The sequence below is a fragment of the Microbacterium sp. RG1 genome, from assembly GCF_005347485.1.
Taxonomy (GTDB): domain Bacteria; phylum Actinomycetota; class Actinomycetes; order Actinomycetales; family Microbacteriaceae; genus Microbacterium; species Microbacterium binotii_A.
The window spans coordinates 626,889-644,366 of record NZ_CP034121.1; the positions used below are offsets into that span (position 1 = coordinate 626,889).

Genomic DNA, 17,478 nt, shown 5'->3' on the forward strand with positions numbered 1-17,478 from the left:
GCCTGCGGGCGCCACGACGTGCGGCGCATACCTTCGATTCAGGAATTGCATACCGGGCAATACTTTAACCCTTTACATGAGGTTTAAGGTTCAACGCTTCGGTAGGGACGTCGGTTCAACGAGACGAAAGGGCTGGGATGAGCCAGAACCAGAACTACCTCGCGGTCATCAAGGTCGTCGGGGTGGGTGGCGGTGGAGTCAACGCCGTCAATCGGATGATCGAGCTGGGTCTGCGCGGAGTGGAGTTCATCGCGGTGAACACCGACGCCCAGGCGCTGCTGATGAGCGACGCGGACGTCAAGCTCGACGTCGGTCGCGAACTCACGCGCGGTCTCGGAGCGGGAGCGGATCCCGAGGTCGGACGACGTGCCGCCGAGGATCACGCCGAGGAGATCGAGGAGGCGCTGGCCGGTGCCGACATGGTCTTCGTGACCGCCGGCGAGGGCGGCGGGACCGGCACGGGCGGCGCGCCCGTGGTGGCACGCATCGCCAAGTCGATCGGCGCCCTGACGATCGGTGTCGTCACCAAGCCGTTCTCCTTCGAGGGCCGTCGTCGCCAGAGCCAGGCCGAAGCGGGCGTCGCGAAGCTGAAGGAAGAGGTCGACACCCTCATCGTCGTCCCCAACGACCGTCTGCTGGAGATCAGCGACCGGGGCATCTCGATGATCGAGGCCTTCGCCACCGCGGACCAGGTGCTGCTCGCCGGTGTGCAGGGCATCACGGACCTCATCACGACCCCGGGTCTCATCAACCTCGACTTCGCCGACGTGAAGTCCGTCATGCAGGGGGCCGGCTCCGCCCTCATGGGCATCGGATCCTCTCGCGGCGCGGACCGCGCCATCAAGGCTGCCGAGCTGGCCGTCGAGTCGCCGTTGCTCGAAGCGTCGATCGAGGGTGCGCACGGTGTGCTGCTGTCCATCCAGGGCGGTTCGAACCTCGGCATCTTCGAGATCAACGATGCGGCGCAGCTCGTGAAGGAAGCGGCGCACCCGGAGGCGAACATCATCTTCGGTACCGTCATCGACGACACCCTCGGCGACGAGGTGCGCGTGACGGTCATCGCGGCGGGATTCGACGGCGGCGAGCCCAGCCCGCGCCTCGAGCCCGTCACGGCGACGCGCCCCGCGGTCAATCCGCTCACGACGCCGGCCGCGCCGGCCGTCGCCGCCGAGGAAGCCGCCGCGTCGACCCCGGCTCCCGCCGTGGAGGAGCCGCCGGCCGTACCCGTCACCGCGGGTGTGTCGGAGTCGTCCTCGTACGACTCCGCCTTCGGCGATGACGACCTCGACATCCCCGACTTCCTGAAGTAAGCCGCACGCAACGGGCGGGTCGCGGACATCCGCGACCCGCCCGTTCCGATTCTCCTGGAGGACGAGTGGGCGACACCCTCGCATCCCGTCTGGCATCGATCGACGAGCGCATCGCGGATGCGGCGCGAGCCGCAGGCCGAGACGCGACCGACATCACCCGGATCGTGGTCACCAAGTTCCACCCCGCGTCGCTCGTGCGCGAGCTTCACGCGCTCGGCGTGCGCGAGGTGGGGGAGAACCGTCAGCAGGAGCTGTCGACGAAGCGCGAGGAGACGTCCGACCTCCTGGATCTCGTCTGGCACTTCATCGGTCAGGCCCAGACCAACAAGGCGCGCGCTATCCGCGATGCCGCATCCGCCGTGCACACGATCGATCGCGCGCGCCTCGCCGACGCGCTGCAGCGCGCGGGCGGCGAAGGTGACACCCCGCTCGATGTGCTGGTGCAGGTCAACCTCACCGACGACCCCGGACGCGGGGGAGTCGCCCCGGGCGATCTCGAGGCGCTGGTCGAGCATGTCCTCGGTTGCGACACCCTCCGCCTGCGCGGGGTGATGGCGGTGGCGCCGCTGGACGAAGAACCCGCCGCGGCTTTCGCCCGCGTGGCCGAGTACGCTGCGCGCGTGCGCCGACTCGAGCCCGCGGCGAGCTGGATCTCCGCCGGGATGACCGGTGATTTCGTCGAAGCGATCGCCGCGGGCGCGACACACCTGCGGATCGGGTCGGCAATCACGGGTCCGCGCCCGCTACACGGTTAGCCTCGAAGAGGACGAGCAAACGGAGGATGCGATGTCGAACCCGCTGAAGAAGACCATGGTCTACCTGGGCCTCGCTGACGAGGAAGAGGTCTACGAGGAGCAGCCCGCTCCGGTGCGCGAGCGCCGCAGCAAGCCCGAGCAGGTCGTCGAGAAAGCCGCGCCCGTGACCCCCATCCACCGCCCCGCGGTCGTCCGTCAGCCGTCCGTCGGCGCGGTGACCGAGATTCTCACCGTGCACCCCAAGCAGTACCGCGATGCCCAGATCATCGCCGAGAACTTCCGCGAGGGCGTGCCGGTCATCATCAACCTGTCGCAGATGAGCGACGCCGACGCGCGCCGTCTCATCGACTTCGCGAGCGGACTCTCGCTGGGCCTCTACGGCCGCATCGAGCGCGTGACGAGCAAGGTGTTCCTGCTCTCGCCGGAGAACGTCGCCGTCTCGGGCGACGGAGCCGTCGCGCAGGCCGACCCCGAAGCGACGCCGTTCGCTGCACAGCAGTAACGCGTCGTGGAGGTCGTCCGCCTCGTCGCCTCGATCGCGAACATCCTGCTGCTGATCTACCTGCTGGTGCTGTTCGCGCGGTTGGTGCTGGATTACATCCCCATCTTCAACCGCGAATGGCGCCCTAGCGGTGCGGGTCTCGTGGCCGCTGAGCTCGTCTACACGGTCACGGACCCGCCCATCAAGCTGTTCCGTCGTTTCATCCCCCCGCTGCGCGTCGGCCCGATCGCGATCGACTTCGCGTTCACGCTGACGATGCTGCTCTGTTTCATCCTGCTGTCGGTCACCGGTTCCCTCGCAAGGTGATTCACGGCCGACTATGCTTGGCTGAAGCGGCCCGTCCGCGGGCATCATCCCCCTGAAATCGGCACGCCGCCACGCCCCGAAAGAGGAATCATCATGGCATTGACTCCGGATGACGTCGTCACCAAGCAGTTCCAGCACGTCCGGTTCAAGGAGGGCTTCGACCCGGACGAGGTCGACGACTTCCTCGACGAGATCGTCGTCGAATGGCGTAAGACCATCGCCGAGAACGATGAGCTGAAGGCGAAGGTCGCGGCCCTCGAGTCCGGCGCCCCCGCCGCTCCCGCTGCTGCGGAGACCGTCGTCGAGGAGCCCGTCGCAGAGACGCCGGCTCCCGCTCCGACCCCCGCTCCGGCTCCGGCTCCCGCCGAGGGTGCCGCAGCCACCGCCGGCATCATCGAGCTCGCGCAGCGTCTGCACGACGAGCACGTCGCCGAGGGCAAGGCGCAGCGCGACCAGCTCATCGCCGACGCCCAGGCTCAGGCCGCGACCATCGTCGCCGAGGCCGAGGCCAAGGGTCGTGACGAGATCGCCCGCCAGGAGAAGGAGCGCAAGGCGCTCGAGGCCCGCATCACCGAGCTCCGTCAGTTCGAGCGCGACTACCGCGCCGAGCTGCGCAGCTTCATCGAGGGCAAGCTCCGCGACCTCGAGACCTCGCCCAGCGGTTCGTCCAGCACGCCCGTCTCGGCCATCGGTCTCTGAGTAAGGCCTTGTCGGACCGACGACCCCTGCGTCAGGCGGCGGCCGGCATCATCATCGCGTCTCTCGCGGTGCTGGTGCTGGCCGCCGACCAGTTTGCGAAGCTCCTCGCGATCGCCCAGCTGCCCCCGGAGCAGCCGGTGCCCGTCATCGGGGACTTCCTGATCTTCTACCTCGTGCGAAATCCCGGGGCCGCGTTCTCGCTGGGCGAGGGTGTGACCTGGATCTTCACGATCGCGATGGCGGCTGTCGCCGTGGCCATCGTGGTCATCGCTCGCCGCATCCGCTCTCGGATCTGGGCGGTCGTTCTGGGTCTGCTGCTCGGCGGTGTCCTGGGCAACCTCACTGACCGCTTGTTCCGCGAACCCGGATTCGCGGTCGGCCACGTGATCGACTACATCTCGACGCCGTGGATGATGCCCGCGATCTACAACGTCGCCGACATCTTCATCGTGACGATGATGATCTCCGTCGCCCTGCTCGTCCTCGTCGGACTTCGTTTCGACGGGACGCGCGAGCGTCGCTCGAATGCCGCTCCGCAGGCCGAGGATGCGTCCGAGTCGGGCGACGCGACGCCGCTCGGCACCGGTGAGCTGCGCGATCCGCTGTTCCCCACGGCAGACCCCGACGCGGGCGCTCCGCCGGCGGCGGGTGACGGCCGCCGCGAGAGCTGATGGAGTCGCGCAGCCTGCCCGTTCCCGACGGGCTCGACGGCGTCCGTGTCGACGCCGCGCTCGCGAAGATGCTCGGCTTCTCACGGACGTTCGCTGCAGAGATCGCCGACGCCGGCGGCGTGGAGCTCGACGGCCGGATCGTCGGACGCTCTGACCGCCTGCGTGCCGGCGGGTGGCTCTCGGTGAGTTGGGAGCCCAAACGCGAGCCCGAGGTCGTTCCCGTCGAGGTGCCGGATCTCGGCATCGTCCACGACGACGACGACATCGTGGTGGTCGACAAGCCGTCGGGCGTGGCGGCGCATCCCTCCCTAGGGTGGGACGGTCCGACCGTGCTCGGTGCTCTCGCGGCCGGCGGCTATCGAATCGCGACGACCGGTGCCGCCGAGCGGCAGGGCGTCGTGCACCGCCTGGATGTCGGCACCAGCGGCCTCATGGTGGTCGCGAAGACCGAGAGCGCCTACACCGCGCTGAAGCGCGCGTTCAAGGAGCGCGAGGTCGAGAAGATCTACCACACCGTCGTCCAGGGACACCCCGACCCCCTCGCGGGCACGATCGACGCGCCGATCGGGCGGCATCCGTCGCACTCCTGGAAGTTCGCGGTCCGCCCCGAGGGCAAGGACTCGGTGACTCATTACGAGACGCTGGAGGCCTTCCCCGGCGCATCCTTGCTCGAAGTGCACCTCGAGACCGGCCGCACGCACCAGATCCGCGTGCACATGGCCGCGCACCGGCATCCGTGCGTCGGTGACCCGCTCTACGGCGCCGATCCCACGATGTCGGCGCGCCTCGGCCTCACCCGCCAGTGGCTCCATGCCCGCGAGCTCTCGTTCACGCATCCGCTGACCGGGGAATGGGTCACCTTCACCTCCGAGTACGCGCCGGATCTCGCCGCCGCTCTCGCGATCCTCCGGCGCGACTGACCCGCATCTTCCGCGCGCAGTCTCGCGAGACAGAGACAGGAGACGGAGACCGCGCGACGCGGGAGGGGGAGCGTCAGGGCTCGCCGAGGCGGTCGGCCAGCGCGCGCATGTCGGCGCGGGCGGCCACCAGCGCGTCGACCAACGAACGGTGCGCGGTCTCCAGTGCGGTGGGATCGCCGTGCGCCGCGGCCAGCTCGAGCCCGCCGCGGAGGTTCGTCGCGGCGGCGCCGAGACCCGCGGCGGCGATGTCGGCCGCGACGGCCAGATCCGACATGAGGTGGCGATTGCCCAGATCCGCCACCGTCCGAAGCTCCCGCACCAGAGCGAGCGCGAGCTCTCCGAGGGCAGCGGATGCGGCGCAGGCATCCGTCGCGGCGTCGAACACCGTCGGTGACCGGTCCGGGGACTCGGGCAGCGCGAGCGCCGCGCCCAGCCTCTCCGAGGCCTCGGCGTCCGCGTCAGCGCCCGCGACGAGTCGATCGCCCAGCAGATCGAGGGCGAGCGCCCGTTCGCGTGCACGAGGCTCACCGGGCGTGTAGTTGCAGACCATCGTCCCGAGCGCCGCGCCGATCGCCGCCACGACACCTCCCGCGGCGCCGCCGCCCGGGTTCCCGGTCGCCCGGCGCAGCCCTCGGAGGAACGCGTCGAGCGTCCGCGTCATCAATGCGTCCGCGGCCATCACCGACCCCCGGCGAAGCGCGTCGGTCCGTCCTCGAGTGCCGCGGTGACGCGCGCGCGCATCTCGTCATCCAGCCCGGAGAGGTCGTCGAGCGGGTACCAGCCCACGTCGGTCATCTCGCCGTCTGCGGGGTACGGGTCTCCGTCGAGCCATGTGCATCGGAAGGTGAGGTCGAGGTAGTCCGTCTGATCACCGTTCGCGTAGACGACGCGAGGAATCTGGTGCACCCAGGCGAGGCGATCGACCCGGATGCGGACACCCGCCTCCTCTTCGGCCTCCCGGCGCGCGGCATCGGCGGGCTCCTCGTGCGGATCGACGATCCCCGTGATCGGGGTCAGCGCGCCGTTGTCGCTGCGCCGCCCCAGCAGGATGCGGCCCTCGTGCACGATCACCGCCGTCACGCCCGTGAGGGTGAGGGGATGCGTGCCGACCATGCGGCGCAGTTCGAGGATGAACTCGGGGGTGGCCATGCCGCAACGCTAGTCCAAGGCGCTCATCGGGCGCCCGATGTCGGGGGGCTGCGCGTACCCTGGACAGGTGGCAGACTCCTTCGTTCACCTCCATGTGCACAGCGAGTACTCGATGCTCGACGGCGCCGCCAAGATCGGCGCGATGACGCAGGCGGCGTCCGAATACGGGATGCCGGCGATCGCCGTCACCGACCACGGGAACACCTTCGCGGCGTTCGAGTTCTACCGCGCCGCGCAGGGCGCGGGCGTGAAGCCGATCATCGGGCTCGAGGCCTACGTGACTCCCGGAACGCACCGCAGCGACAAGTCGCGCGTGGCCTGGGGCTCGCCCGACCAGAAGAGCGACGACGTATCGGGTTCGGGTGCGTACACCCACATGACGATGTGGAGTCAGACCACCGAGGGCATGCACAACCTCTTCCGGTTGAGCTCGCTGTCCAGCATGGAGGGGTACTACTTCAAGCCCCGCATGGACCGCGAGCTCCTCCAGACCTACGGCAAGGGGCTCATCGCGACGACGGGCTGCCCCTCCGGCGAGGTGCAGACGCGCTTGCGTCTGGGGCAGTACGACGCGGCGCGCGCGGCCGCGGCGGAGTTCCAAGACATCTTCGGCAAGGAGAACTACTTCGCCGAGATCATGGACCACGGCCTCTCCATCGAGCGACGTGTCATGAGCGATCTGATCCGCCTGGCGAAGGATCTCGACATCCCGCTCGTCGCGACGAACGACTCGCACTACACCCACCAGCACGAGGCCGATGCGCACGAGGCCCTGCTCTGCGTGCAGTCCGGATCCACCCTCGATGACCCCAACCGCTTCAAGTTCGACGGTGACGGCTACTACATCAAGACCGCGCAGGAGATGCGTCAGCTTTTCCGTGATCACCCGGAGGCGTGCGACAACACCCTGCTGATCGCAGAGCGCTGCGAGGTCGAGTTCAACACCTCCGCCAACTACATGCCGCGATTCCCCGTGCCCGACGGCGAGACCGAAGACAGCTGGCTCATCAAAGAGGTCGAGAAGGGGCTGCACTACCGCTATCCGCAGGGCATCCCCGACAAGGTGCGCAAGCAGGCCGAATACGAGACCGGCATCATCCTGCAGATGGGATTCCCCGGCTACTTCCTCGTGGTCGCCGACTTCATCAACTGGGCCAAGGACAACGGCATCCGGGTCGGTCCCGGTCGCGGCTCCGGCGCCGGATCCATGGTCGCCTACGCGATGAAGATCACCGATCTGGACCCTCTCGAGCACGGGCTCATCTTTGAGCGCTTCCTCAACCCCGACCGCGTCTCCATGCCCGACTTCGACGTCGACTTCGACGATCGTCGCCGCGGCGAGGTGATCGAGTACGTCACCGAGAAGTACGGCTCGGAGCGCGTCGCCCAGATCGTCACGTACGGCACGATCAAGTCGAAGCAGGCGCTGAAGGATGCGGGCCGCGTGCTCGGCTTCCCGTTCTCCATGGGAGAGAAGCTCACCAAGGCCATGCCCCCCGCCGTCATGGGCAAGGACATGGAGCTCGGCGGCATGTTCAACAAGGAGCATCCGCGATACAAGGAGGCCAGCGAGTTCCGCACGCTCATCGAGAGCGACCCCGAGGCGAAGACGGTCTTCGACCGCGCGTTGGGGCTCGAGGGCCTGAAGCGTCAGTGGGGCGTGCACGCGGCCGGCGTCATCATGTCGTCGGAACCGCTGCTGGACATCATCCCGATCATGCGCCGCGAGCAGGACGGCCAGATCGTCACGCAGTTCGACTATCCGTCTTGCGAGACGCTCGGGCTGATCAAGATGGACTTCCTCGGGCTGCGAAATCTCACGATCATCTCCGATGCGCTCGACAACATCCGCAGCAACCGCGGCGAGGAGCTCGACCTCGAGCATCTCGAGTTGGACGACCGGCCCGCATACGACCTGCTCACCCGCGGCGACACGCTCGGCGTGTTCCAGCTCGACGGCGGGCCCATGCGGTCCCTCCTGCGGCTCATGAAGCCCGACAACTTCGAAGACATCTCGGCCGTCATCGCGCTGTACCGGCCCGGGCCCATGGGGGCGAACTCGCACACCAACTACGCCCTGCGCAAGAACGGGCTGCAGCCCATCACCCCCATCCATCCTGAACTCGAAGAGCCGCTGCGAGACATCCTCGACACGACCTACGGCCTGATCATCTATCAGGAGCAGGTCATGGCGATCGCGCAGCGAGTGGCCGGCTTCTCGCTCGGTCAAGCAGACATCCTCCGCCGCGCGATGGGCAAGAAGAAGAAGTCCGAGCTCGACAAGCAGTACGAGGGCTTCTCGGGCGGAATGAAGGAACGCGGGTTCGGCGACGGCGCGGTCAAGGCGCTGTGGGACATCCTGCTGCCCTTCTCCGACTACGCCTTCAACAAAGCGCACTCCGCGGCCTACGGCCTGGTGTCCTACTGGACGGCTTATCTGAAGGCGCATTACCCCGCCGAGTACATGGCGGCGCTGCTGACCAGCGTCGGCGACTCCAAAGACAAGATGGCGATCTACCTGAACGAGTGCCGTCGCATGGGGATCCGCGTCCTGCCTCCGGATGTGGGGGAGTCCATCAACTTCTTCGCCGCCGTCGGCGACGACATCCGCTTCGGGCTCGGAGCGGTGCGCAACGTCGGGTCGAACGTCGTCGACGGGATCGTCGCCTCCCGAGAGAAGGAGGGCTTCGCCTCCTTCCACGACTTCCTCGCGAAGGTGCCGATGCACGTCGCGAACAAGCGCACCGTCGAGTCGCTCATCAAGGCCGGCGCGTTCGACTCCATGGGCCACACCCGGCGTGCGCTGCTGGAGATCCACGAGGACGCGACCGAACAGGCGGTGCTCGACAAACGGCGCGAGGCCAACGGCGAGGTCGGGTTCGACTTCGACAGTCTGTGGGGCGACGATGAGCCCCAACAGGTCTCGAAGGTGCCGGAGCGGCCCGAATGGACCAAGAAGGACAAGCTGGCCTTCGAGCGGGAGATGCTCGGACTCTATGTGTCCGACCACCCACTCGCCGGTCTCGAGATCCCGCTCGCGAAGCATGCCTCGACCTCGATCCACGACCTGCTGTCCTCGGAGAGCGTGCAGGACGGCGACCAGGTCACGGTGGCGGGCCTGGTCACCAGCGTCCAGCATCGTGTGGCGAAGCAGAGCGGCAATCCGTACGGCATGATCACCGTCGAGGATTTCAACGGCGAGGTCACCGTGATGTTCATGGGTCGTACGTACACGGAGTTCCAGTCGGCGCTGCAGGCCGATTCGATCCTGGTCGTGCGGGGGCGCGTGTCACGCCGGGACGACGGATTGAACCTGCACGCCCAGAGCTGCTTCAGTCCGGATCTGGGAGCGGTGGACGCCACATCCGCTCTCGTCCTCGTGGTCCCCGAGCAGAAAGCGACGCAGTCCGTGGTGGAGGAGCTGGCCGCCGTGCTGCATCGCCACCCGGGCGAGACCGAGGTGACGCTGAAGCTGCACCGCGCGGGCACCGCGAAGGTGTTCGAGGTGCCGCATCCGGTCACGATCAGCGCCGATCTGTTCGGCGACCTCAAGGGCCTGCTCGGTCCCAGCTGCCTGGGTTGACCGTCCTGTGGACGCTATGAGCTCTCATAGCCGTCGCCGTTAGGATCGACTCGCTCTTTCCCCTGCCCGCGCCGAGAGGATGCGACATGACCGATGAGAACCCCGTCGTGAGCGGTGACGACGAGTTCGTCGACGCCGTGGAGGACGACCAGTTCGACGCGCTCGAAGAAGACGACGAGCCGGCGGCGCCCCCGCAGTACGGCGTCTGGCCGTTCTCGATCCGTGAGGTCGTGCTCCTCGGGATCTGGGCCCTCGCGTTCATCGTCTCCTTCTTCTCCCTGAGCTACTTCGCCCCCGTCTCGGTCTGGACGATGGGCATCGCATGGGTGCTGACGATCGGCCTGCCCACCGTGGCCGTGTTCCTGATCGTGCTGCGTCGGCTCTCGCCCCAGGGCATCCGCCGAGTGGGCTCGCTGGGCATCGACCAGTTCGCGTCCGTCGCGTTCGCCGTCTCGGCGGTCGTGTGGGTGCAGATGATCTGGGAGTCCTTCGCGCTTCCGGGGCTGGGCAGCTGGGTCCATTGGGTCGAACTGGTGCTGATGGCCGCCGGGGTCGTCTTCACGGCGATCGCCCCGTTCATCCCCGGCCTCAAGGACGACTTCGAGTACCGCGCGGAGACCGTCTCCCACCGCGTCGCGAGGGGCGCCCGCCCCATCGCGCAGCGTCCGGCACCCGAGCCCGTCGCGCACGCCGCTGCGCCCGCCGCGACCTACCCGGTCGCGCACTCGGAGGCAGGATGGGCGCCGTCCGCCGAGCCCGCCCGTGACGAGGCGGCCGCGCTGTTCGCGACCACGGGCGACGTGTACGCCGACCCACACGCGCAGACCGCCGCATACGACGAGGGCCTCACCCCCGCCGCGGAGCCCGCCACCGAGCAGATCCCGGTGTCGCAGGCGTTCTGGGCGCTCGTACCCGAGGAGCGCGAGGTGCTCGACGAGATGGGCGTGCCGATCTTCCGCGTGGACGCGACGGCGTGGGCGCTGGTCATCGAGGACCGCGGGGAGGTCTTCGTGGTGCGCCACGAGGACGGTCGCATCGGCTACCTGCACGACGTCTCCGGCGTCACGCGCGGCTGACGTACGCGCGGAACCGGATGCTCGAGACGGTAGCCTGAAGGGATGCTTCAGACGATCGATCTCCGCGGTCGCACGCTCTCCGCGAGCGAGCTCTTGGCGGCTGTCCCGCGTGCGGAGATGGCGCGCGAAGCTGCTCTGACGGCGGCGGCGCAGATCGTCCATGATGTCGCCGCGCGCGGCGAGCAGGCGCTGCGCGAGCAGGCGGAGCGTTTCGACGGCGTCGCCGACCACGCGGTACGGGTTCCGGCCTCCCACCTCGACGAGGCTCTCGCGGAGCTCGCCCCCGAGGTCCGCGAGGCGCTCGACGAGGCGATCGTCCGGGTGCGGACCGCCTCTGCGGCCCAGGTCCCGCCGCCCACGACGACCGAGCTGGCCCCCGGCGCCCGCGTGGTGCAGCGGTGGCAGCCGGTTCGACGCGTCGGCGTGTACGTGCCCGGGGGGAAGGCCGTCTATCCCTCGAGCGTCGTCATGAACGTGGTGCCCGCGCAGGTGGCGGGCGTATCGGTCGTTGCGCTGGCATCGCCTCCGCAGCGGGAGTTCGGCGGCCGCATCCACCCCGTGATCCTCGCGGCGGCACGGTTGTTGGGCGTCGACGAGGTCTACGCGATGGGTGGTGCCGGCGCGATCGGAGCCCTCGCCTACGGCGTGCCGTCGCTCGATCTCGACCCTGTGGATGTGGTCACCGGTCCCGGCAACAACTTCGTCGCCGCGGCCAAGCGTGCCGTGGCGGGGCTCGTCGGGACGGATGCGGAGGCCGGCGCGACCGAGATCCTCATCGTCGCCGACGACTCGGCGCAGCCGGCGCTCGTGGCCGCCGATCTCATCAGCCAGGCCGAGCACGACGAGCAGGCCTCAGCCGTGCTGGTCACCCCCTCCGCCGAGCTCGCCGAGAGGGTGAGCGTCGAGCTCACCGTCCGGCGGCCGCGCACCCGCCACGCGGAGCGGGTCGCAGCGGCGCTGTCCGGCCCGCAGTCGGCGATCGTCCTCGTCGACGACATCGACCAAGCGATCGCCTTCAGCAACGCCTACGCGCCCGAACACCTCGAGATCCACCTGTCCGAGCCCCGTGTCGACGAGTTCGTCAACGCGGGTGCGGTCTTCGTGGGCGATCACGCACCCGTCAGCCTCGGCGACTACCTCGCCGGGAGCAATCACGTCCTGCCGACCGGTGGCCAGGCGCGGTACGCGGCGGGTCTGTCCGCATCGACGTTCCTCCGACCGCAACAGGTCATCGAGTACGACCGCGCCGCCCTCGCCGAGGTGCGCGACGCGATCGTCACGCTCGCGCGCGCCGAAGCGTTGCCCGCGCACGGCGAGGCCGTCGAGGCCCGGTTCGAGGACTAATCTGGCCTGGTCATGCATTGCCCGTTCTGCCGCCATCCCGATTCCCGCGTCATCGACTCCCGTACGACCGATGACGGACTCAGCATCCGTCGTCGTCGTCAGTGCCCCGAGTGCGGCGGGCGTTTCTCGACCGTCGAGACGGCGAGCCTGAACGTCATCAAACGCTCGGGGGTCATCGAGCCCTTCAGTCGCGACAAGGTGGTCTCCGGGGTGCGCAAGGCCTGCCAGGGACGCCCGGTCACCGACGGCGATCTGGCCCTGCTGGCCCAGCGCGTGGAGGAGATCCTGCGCCGCACCGGCAGCTCGCAGATCGACACCAACGAGATCGGACTGGCCATCCTCGATCCGCTGCGCGAGCTGGACGAAGTCGCCTATCTGCGGTTCGCGAGCGTCTATCAGGCCTTCGAGTCGCTCGAGGACTTCGAGTCGTCGATCGCGCAGCTGCGCGCCGATCACGAGCTGCGCACGGCCGCAGCCTCGGAGCCTGCCGCCGACTGACGGTGCGCGACGCCGGGCTCGGCAGCGATAGCCTGGCTGTCGATGTATGACCTGCTCTTTCGCCGCGTCCTGTCCCGCATGGATCCTGAAACGGCGCACCACGCCGCCATGTTCGTCATCCGGGCGCTGGGGGTGCGTCCGCTGACGCCGATCGCGCGTGCGTTGACGCGTCCGGCACCCCAGTCCAGGGTTCGCGCCCTCGGGCTGCAGTTCGACTCGCCCTTCGGTGTCGCCGCGGGCTTCGACAAGAACGCGGTGGCCGCCGCCGGTCTGTACGCGCTCGGTTTCGGACACGTCGAGGTCGGGACGGTGACCGCCGTGCCGCAGGACGGCAACCCCCGCCCGCGTCTGTTCCGCCTGATCCCCGACCGCGCCGTCATCAATCGCATGGGCTTCAACAACGCGGGGGCGGATGCGGCTGCCGCGCGTCTGCGGCGACTGCGCCGGAGGCGCAACCGACCCGTTCTGGGCGTCAACATCGGCAAGAGTCGCGTCGTGGATGTCGACGATGCCGTCGACGACTATGTCCGCAGCGCGCGTCTGCTGGCACCCCTCGCCGATTACCTGGTCGTCAACGTGTCGTCGCCCAACACGCCGGGGCTGCGCGGCCTGCAGGAGATCGACACGCTCCGCCCCCTGCTGCAGGCGGTGCGCGCCGCATCCGGCACGACGCCGCTACTGGTCAAGTTCGCTCCCGACCTCTCCGACGACGGCATCCGCGCCGTGGCGCGCCTGGCGGTGGAGCTGGGGCTCGACGGAGTCATCGCCACCAACACCACGATCTCCCGTGAGGGGCTGCGCACAGCGCCCGACATCGTGGAGGCCGCGGGAGCCGGGGGTCTGTCAGGCGCGCCGCTGCGCGAGCGTGCGATCCAGGCGCTGCGGATCGTCCGCGAGGAGGTGCCCTCGGACTTCTGCGTCATCGCGGCCGGCGGCATCGAGACCGCGCAGGATGTCCAGGACCGATTGGATGCCGGAGCAACGCTGACACAGGGCTACACCGGATTCCTGTACCGGGGTCCGTTCTGGGCGCGGCAGATCAACAGGGGCCTCGCCGTCTCGTCGTCGCGCGTGCGCTGAGACGAGAAAGCGGCCGGTCCCTGAGGGGCCGGCCGCTTCGTCGATTCGATCAGGCGGGACGCTGTCCGCGCTTCACCTGGGGCTTGGGCAGGCGCATGAAGCGCATCTGGACCGTCCGCATGGCGCCGTAGAAGCCGAGCCCCTTCTCGATGCGGTCCTCGCCGAACTTCGCGCGTGCGGCGCGCTTGACCCGGATCGAGGTGATCACCATATCGAGCACGGCGACGATGATGAAGGCCCACAGGACCAGGTACGCATAGACCTGGATCGCCGGGATGCCGACGAACATGAGCAGGAGCACCGCGACCATGATCGGCATCACGAGCTCCGCGACGTGCCACGTGGAGTCGACCCAGTCGCGCACGAAGCGGCGCTGCGGGCCCTTGTCGCGCGCCTGCAGGTAGCGGTCGTCGCCGTTGGCCATGCCGATGCGCGCCTTCTCCTGCCGCTCTCGCAGCTCGGCGCGGGCCCGGGCCTTCGCTTCCTTCGTGTCGGCGACGAGGGGGCGCTTGCGCGCGGCTTCGCGCTCGGCACGGGTGGGCGTCGCGCGCCCCTTGCCGGTCGTCGGAGTGCTCGGCGCGTCGTGCGCGGCGGAGTCGGCAGAGGTCTTGGCCACGATGGTCCTCAAAAGAACGGGGGAGGGGTGCGCCTTAAGATTACCCGCATGACCTCCGAGAATCCCAGGAATGGGGCCGTTCACGAAGCGGCCGCCGCCGGCATCCCCGTCGCCCTCGCCGATCTGGGTGCGCTCGTGCGCATCCCCTCGATCGCGTGGCCCGCCTTCGACCAGGACGCACTCGTGCGCAGCGCCGAGGCGATCGCCTCGCTCGCGAAGGGGATCGGCATCTTCGACTCGGTGGAGATCGCCCGCTCGGCGGTGCCCGGGACCGACGAGGTGGGTCAGCCCGCCATTCTCGCCACGCGCGCCGCGCGCGACGGTGCGCCGACCGTGCTCCTCTACGCGCATCATGACGTGCAGCCGCCCGGAGACGACGCCCTCTGGGAGACGCCTCCCTTCGAGCCCACGGTGCGCGACGGGCGTCTGTACGGACGCGGCGCCGCCGACGACAAAGCAGGGGTGATGGCGCACATCGCCGCCTTGCGCGCGATCCACGAGGTTCACGGCGAAGACCTCGCGCTGGGTATCGCGCTGTTCGTCGAGGGGGAAGAGGAGTACGGCTCCCGCTCCTTCGCGCAGTTCCTCGCCGATCACCGTGATCAGTTGCGCTCCGATGTGATCGTCGTCGCGGACTCGGGCAACTGGGATGCGGTGACTCCCGCGCTGACGGTGTCGCTCCGCGGCAACGCCCGTTTCACGCTCACGGTGCGCACGCTCGAGCACGCCTCGCACTCGGGGATGTTCGGCGGCGCCGTTCCCGACGCGACCATGGCGGCGATCAAGCTGCTCGCGACGCTCTGGGACGACGACGGCGCCGTGGCTGTCGAAGGTCTCACGGAGCGCGACGCGCCCACCCCGGCCTACACGGAGGAGACCCTCCGCTCGGAGGCGGGTCTTCCGGCCGGGGTCGCGCCGATCGGACGTGGCACGATCCTGTCGCGCATCTGGAACAAGCCCTCGGTGACGGTGACCGGCATCGACGCGACGAGCGTCGCCGCCGCATCCAACACGTTGGCGCCGGAGATCTCGGTCGTGGTGAGCGCCCGCGTGGCTCCCGGGCAATCGGCGAGCGAGGCGTACGCCGCGATCGAGGACCACCTGCGCCGTCACGCTCCGTTCGGTGCAGAGCTCACCTTCTCCGACATCGACCTCGGCGACGGCTTCCTCGTCGACACCGAGGGCTGGGCCGTCGAGGTGGCCCGCACGAGCCTCGCCACCGGATACGGCGTCGACCCGGTCGATGTCGGCGTGGGCGGTTCCATCCCGTTCATCGCGGACCTCGTGGAGCAGTTCCCGGGTGCGCAGATCCTGGTGACCGGAGTGGAGGATCCGCATTCGCGGGCGCACAGCCCGAACGAGTCCCTGCACCTGGACACCTTCCGTCACGCCGTGCTGGCCGAGGCGTCGTTGCTGGAGTCGTTGAACGAACGGCGCTGAACCCGCCCTCGATGCGGATCGGCGGCGTAGAATCGGCGTGATCCGTCCCCGCGCGGGCGAACCGCCTCGCATCCGACGTCATCGCACCGTACCCAGCAGTACACAAGGAGAGTCATGACCGACACCGCCCTGTCGAACGAAACGACGGCCCGCGCACACGGCGTGGCCCTCACCGACGACGCCGCCGCCAAGGTGAAGAACCTGCTCGAGCAGGAAGGCCGCGACGATCTGCGTCTGCGCGTGGCCGTGCAGCCCGGCGGGTGCAGCGGACTGATCTACCAGCTCTACTTCGACGAGCGCCTGCTCGACGGCGACCAGACCGTCGACTTCGACGGCGTCGAGGTCGTCGTGGACGACATGAGCGTCCCGTACCTCGACGGGGCGAAGATCGATTTCAAGGACACCATCTCGGAGCAGGGGTTCACGATCGACAACCCCAACGCGGCGGGATCCTGCGCCTGCGGCGACAGCTTCCACTGACCCCGCGACACGCCGTGAATCGGCGCGGTCGGGCTCGCTTTCACGCGATCCGGCCGCGCCGATTCGTCGTTCCGGGCTGGAAGCGTGGCCTGAATCAGGTGTGAGCTTGCTCTAGACTGAAGGAAGCTCTGTTCGTGACCTGGAAAGGTGCACCGTGCCTTCGAAACGTCGAATCCGACTAGCCGTTCTTCCGCTGGGGATCGCGACGGCTGCCATCCTCGCTGGATGCAGCCCGACCCAGCTGCACGGCTTCCTTCCCGGATTCACCGAAGACGGCCAGGCTGCGACGAACCACACCGACATGGTCGCCGGGCTGTGGGTCAACTCCTGGATCGTCCTGCTCGCCGTCGGCGTGATCACGTGGGGGCTGATGCTGTGGGCGATGATCGCCTACCGTCGTCGCCGCGGCCAGACGGGCCTGCCGGTCCAGCTGCGTTACAACATGCCGATCGAGATCTTCTACACGATCGTGCCGTTGATCCTCGTGGTCGGCTTCTTCGCCTTCACCGCGCGTGACCAGGCGGTCCTCGAGACCCAGACCGACGACCCCGACGTGTCGATCGTCGCGATCGGCAAGCAGTGGGCGTGGGACTTCCAGTACAACGGCGAGGAAGCCTCCGGCGACGACGCCGTCTGGTCCATGGGCATCCAGGCCCAGACCGACGCCGCCGGCAACGTCGACCAGTCGCAGCTGCCGACGCTCTACCTGCCCGTCGACAAGAGCGTCAAGATCAAGCTCGAGTCCCGCGATGTCATCCATTCCTTCTGGATTATCGACTTCCTGTACAAGAAGGACATGTACATCGGCCGTGACAATTACTGGTCGTTCACGCCGACCCGTGAGGGCACGTACGCCGGCAAGTGCGCCGAGCTGTGCGGCGAGTACCACTCGATGATGCTCTTCAACGTCAAGGTCGTCAGCGACGCCGAGTACGAGCAGTACCTCGAGAGCCTGCGCGACAAGGGTCAGACCGGCGACATCCAGGACGCCTACGACCGACTGGGCAACCTGCCGGGCACCGGCGCAACCGCCAAGGGAGACGAGTGAT

18 protein-coding genes are annotated in these 17,478 nt (G+C 68.6%); 15 read left to right on the forward strand and 3 right to left on the reverse strand.

What is annotated here, in order from left to right; all coding sequences use genetic code 11:
- Positions 1-137: 137 nt before the first annotated feature.
- From ftsZ to EHF32_RS02955, 7 genes are all read left to right on the forward strand, one after another.
- The gene (ftsZ, locus tag EHF32_RS02925; protein ID WP_137416734.1) at positions 138-1,310 is read left to right on the forward strand and encodes a cell division protein FtsZ; all 1,173 of its coding nucleotides are present in this window, start codon (positions 138-140) and stop codon (positions 1,308-1,310) included.
- Between the two features lie 65 nt (positions 1,311-1,375).
- On the forward strand, positions 1,376-2,065 hold the full coding sequence (locus tag EHF32_RS02930) for a YggS family pyridoxal phosphate-dependent enzyme (RefSeq protein ID WP_137416735.1): 690 nt from the start codon (positions 1,376-1,378) through the stop codon (positions 2,063-2,065).
- Positions 2,066-2,096: 31 nt separating this feature from the next.
- Positions 2,097-2,567 carry a cell division protein SepF gene (locus tag EHF32_RS02935; protein WP_137416736.1) on the forward strand — a complete coding sequence of 157 codons (471 nt, stop codon included), beginning with the start codon at positions 2,097-2,099 and terminating at the stop codon, positions 2,565-2,567.
- A gap of 6 nt (positions 2,568-2,573) precedes the next feature.
- A complete protein-coding gene (locus EHF32_RS02940; RefSeq protein WP_137416737.1) occupies positions 2,574-2,873 on the forward strand; it encodes a YggT family protein in 300 nt (99 codons plus the stop codon).
- A 93-nt stretch (positions 2,874-2,966) separates the two neighbouring features.
- Positions 2,967-3,572, forward strand: a complete 606-nt coding sequence (locus EHF32_RS02945; protein WP_137416738.1) for a DivIVA domain-containing protein — start codon at positions 2,967-2,969, stop codon at positions 3,570-3,572.
- 8 nt (positions 3,573-3,580) lie between these two features.
- Positions 3,581-4,243 (forward strand): signal peptidase II, encoded by a 663-nt coding sequence (gene lspA / locus EHF32_RS02950; RefSeq protein WP_192900684.1) that lies wholly within the window; start codon positions 3,581-3,583, stop codon positions 4,241-4,243.
- Complete coding sequence (locus EHF32_RS02955) at positions 4,243-5,163, forward strand: RluA family pseudouridine synthase (RefSeq protein WP_137416740.1); 921 nt, start codon at positions 4,243-4,245, stop codon at positions 5,161-5,163. Before lspA ends, EHF32_RS02955 begins: the two co-directional genes overlap by 1 nt.
- A 73-nt stretch (positions 5,164-5,236) precedes the next feature.
- On the opposite strand, the gene EHF32_RS02960 is transcribed toward EHF32_RS02955, so the two are convergent.
- The gene (locus EHF32_RS02960) at positions 5,237-5,842 is read right to left on the reverse strand and encodes a cyclodeaminase/cyclohydrolase family protein (protein WP_137416741.1); all 606 of its coding nucleotides are present in this window, start codon (positions 5,840-5,842) and stop codon (positions 5,237-5,239) included.
- Positions 5,842-6,312: an NUDIX hydrolase gene (locus tag EHF32_RS02965; RefSeq protein ID WP_137416742.1), complete on the reverse strand. Its 471-nt coding sequence runs from the start codon at positions 6,310-6,312 to the stop codon at positions 5,842-5,844. Before EHF32_RS02965 ends, EHF32_RS02960 begins: the two co-directional genes overlap by 1 nt.
- Before the next feature lie 112 nt (positions 6,313-6,424).
- Here EHF32_RS02965 and dnaE point away from each other — a divergent pair, with 112 nt between their 5' ends.
- The 5 genes from dnaE (at position 6,425) to EHF32_RS02990 (ending at position 13,893) form a co-directional block, all read left to right on the forward strand.
- Complete coding sequence (gene dnaE / locus EHF32_RS02970) at positions 6,425-9,895, forward strand: DNA polymerase III subunit alpha (RefSeq protein ID WP_238343828.1); 3,471 nt, start codon at positions 6,425-6,427, stop codon at positions 9,893-9,895.
- An 86-nt stretch (positions 9,896-9,981) separates the two neighbouring features.
- Positions 9,982-10,971: a hypothetical protein gene (locus EHF32_RS02975; protein WP_137416744.1), complete on the forward strand. Its 990-nt coding sequence runs from the start codon at positions 9,982-9,984 to the stop codon at positions 10,969-10,971.
- Positions 10,972-11,013: 42 nt separating this feature from the next.
- Positions 11,014-12,315: a histidinol dehydrogenase gene (hisD, locus tag EHF32_RS02980; RefSeq protein WP_137416745.1), complete on the forward strand. Its 1,302-nt coding sequence runs from the start codon at positions 11,014-11,016 to the stop codon at positions 12,313-12,315.
- Positions 12,316-12,327: 12 nt separating this feature from the next.
- Positions 12,328-12,813, forward strand: coding sequence for a transcriptional regulator NrdR (gene nrdR / locus EHF32_RS02985; protein WP_137416746.1), 486 nt, complete (start codon positions 12,328-12,330; stop codon positions 12,811-12,813).
- Positions 12,814-12,855: 42 nt separating this feature from the next.
- Positions 12,856-13,893, forward strand: a complete 1,038-nt coding sequence (locus EHF32_RS02990; RefSeq protein WP_137416747.1) for a quinone-dependent dihydroorotate dehydrogenase — start codon at positions 12,856-12,858, stop codon at positions 13,891-13,893.
- A gap of 49 nt (positions 13,894-13,942) precedes the next feature.
- Here EHF32_RS02990 and EHF32_RS02995 read toward each other — a convergent pair whose 3' ends face one another.
- Positions 13,943-14,509, reverse strand: coding sequence for a DUF3043 domain-containing protein (locus EHF32_RS02995; RefSeq protein ID WP_137416748.1), 567 nt, complete (start codon positions 14,507-14,509; stop codon positions 13,943-13,945).
- A gap of 48 nt (positions 14,510-14,557) precedes the next feature.
- Between EHF32_RS02995 and EHF32_RS03000 the strand changes: the two genes are divergently transcribed.
- From EHF32_RS03000 to ctaC, 3 genes are all read left to right on the forward strand, one after another.
- Entirely contained in the window at positions 14,558-15,949 is a 1,392-nt protein-coding gene (locus EHF32_RS03000; RefSeq protein ID WP_137416749.1) for a dipeptidase, read from the forward strand.
- 114 nt (positions 15,950-16,063) lie between these two features.
- Positions 16,064-16,429 carry an iron-sulfur cluster insertion protein ErpA gene (gene erpA / locus EHF32_RS03005; RefSeq protein WP_137416750.1) on the forward strand — a complete coding sequence of 122 codons (366 nt, stop codon included), beginning with the start codon at positions 16,064-16,066 and terminating at the stop codon, positions 16,427-16,429.
- 154 nt (positions 16,430-16,583) lie between these two features.
- A complete protein-coding gene (gene ctaC, locus EHF32_RS03010; protein ID WP_137416751.1) occupies positions 16,584-17,477 on the forward strand; it encodes an aa3-type cytochrome oxidase subunit II in 894 nt (297 codons plus the stop codon).
- Position 17,478: the final 1 nt, after the last annotated feature.